Genomic DNA, 1,454 nt, shown 5'->3' on the forward strand with positions numbered 1-1,454 from the left:
TGGAGTCTCTGGTGTTACCGGAGTTTCTGGATCTGGAGTCTCTGGCGTTACCGGAGTTTCTGGATCTGGAGTCTCTGGCGTTACCGGAGTTTCTGGATCTGGAGTCTCTGGTGTTACCGGAGTTTCTGGATCTGGAGTCTCTGGTGTTACCGGAGTTTCTGGATCTGGATTTACTGGTTTATCTGGATCGATTTTTTTAACCGTTATTAATGATTGAGAAGCATTTACCTGCAAAATATTATTGTCGTCAGTTGGAATAAGTAAACTAATATCATAATTGTTAATATCTTTTGCAAGTGGCTTGTAATTTAGAGCTTCTTTATAAAATTTATAAGCATTAGTATTTACGCCACCTAAATCACTTCTTGATTTTTTCTCTGTTGTTTGTCCCAAGGTTACCCAAATAGCATGACTAATTCCTCTGGCAAGAGAAGCACGATCATCATTAGAAGCGGCTGTATAAGTATTTAAATAGGGATATTTAGTAATAAAATTATCCCAAGCGTAAGCCATGATATTTCTTACTTTATCAATTTTTTCATTACTATATACTTTCAAGAGTTGTTCGTCTTTTTCATTGTATAATTGATAACCAGGGTTTGAAAACCCACGATCATTCAGTTTAGCTATAACGTTTTTGTCAAAACAAAAAGCTACTTGGTTATCAATAACACTTTCAGTTTTAATACCCTTATTATATAAGAAATACCCACCTTTTGTCTGATTACCAAAACCACTTATTGCATAACTATTTTCTATACTAGACGCATTAGCAATAGCGCCATTGAGAAATATGTTTCCAAAAATTAAACAGCCAATTATAAAGGACGCAGCACCACCACCTTTCTTCTTTCTAATTGCAAATTTCAATCTTTTTTCTTTACAACTAGTAAACATTCCCATCTCTCCTTACCACAAAATGAACGATCATGTTTTATAGACAAAAAAAAAGCATTCAAATTAGAATGTTTTTCGATAAAAGTATAAATTAATTTTTCGGAAATTTCAATAAAAATGATCGTTTATTTTTTAAGAAACAATTATGATGAGGCACTTTTATTTTCAGGTAGACTCACTATAAAACATTAAAATTAGACAGGTAATCAATGCTAATTTTGCTTCAACATTTCACTATCAGTGTTATCTAAAAACTATCTGGGAATAAGTCCACTGAGTTCTATTATATTTGTAAATAAGATAAAACTATTTATAAGAAAATATTCTTGAACAGTTTTTATTTATATATAATAAGCTTTGTTGTTAATCTTAGGACTTGAAATATGATTTCTTTTCCAAAATTTATTATCTTATTTTAATTCTTCCATACATTTAATAATCTATAGATCTTAATTGTCAAATTAAGTTAGACAGATCATCAATACTTACGTAACTCAAAAATACTTCCAAAGGTGTTCGATAATCCAGTGATTTTCTAGGAATATTATTTCGTTTAG

General features: G+C 30.9%; 2 pseudogenes. Both read right to left on the reverse strand.

Annotated elements, in window-relative coordinates:
• Window positions 1-897 (reverse strand): annotated as a pseudogene (locus ACTFWY_RS17755) (hypothetical protein); the annotation flags it as partial.
• Between the two features lie 456 nt (window positions 898-1,353).
• Window positions 1,354-1,454 (reverse strand): annotated as a pseudogene (locus tag ACTFWY_RS17760) (IS30 family transposase); the annotation flags it as partial.

Source organism: Enterococcus sp. 125944 (assembly GCF_051909435.1).
Taxonomy (GTDB): Bacteria; Bacillota; Bacilli; order Lactobacillales; family Enterococcaceae; genus Enterococcus_D; species Enterococcus_D gallinarum.